This is a genomic window from Flectobacillus sp. BAB-3569, assembly GCF_002270355.1.
Lineage (GTDB): Bacteria > Bacteroidota > Bacteroidia > Cytophagales > Spirosomataceae > Flectobacillus > Flectobacillus roseus.
Genome location: NZ_NJFZ01000063.1, coordinates 1 through 414 on the forward strand (window position 1 = coordinate 1; position 414 = coordinate 414).

Here is a 414-nt window from a genome sequence, read left to right on the forward strand (position 1 = left end):
CAAAAATCACCCTCAAAACAAATATGGTGTTAATGGTTCTGAGCAGATAGCTGGCTCCCAAGATATTTGGTTTTCAGAAAATACGATGGGTGCATGGACACCTGCAAGACGTATGTCCGAAAACCTCAACAGAGATCAATACAACAGTATTCTGAGTATATCTCCCGATGGGTAATAAGCTCCGAAGCGAGTTTTGTTTATTTTGTTGTAATGACAAAATCTTTTCTTCCACTGAGTTTTTGGTAATAAACTTATAAGTAAATACCGTTTTTACTTGCCCAATACGGTGAGCCCTATCTACCGCTTGCGCTTCAATAGCTGGGTTCCACCAAGGGTCCAAAATAAACACATAATCTGCCGCAGTAAGGTTGAGCCCAACCGCCCGCTTTTAAAGAAATCAAGAAGATTTTTACG

1 pseudogene is annotated in these 414 nt (G+C 40.3%); it reads right to left on the minus strand.

Annotated elements, in window-relative coordinates:
• Positions 1-73 precede the first annotated feature (73 nt).
• Positions 74-414: pseudogene (locus BWI92_RS28980) on the minus strand (helicase-related protein); the annotation flags it as partial.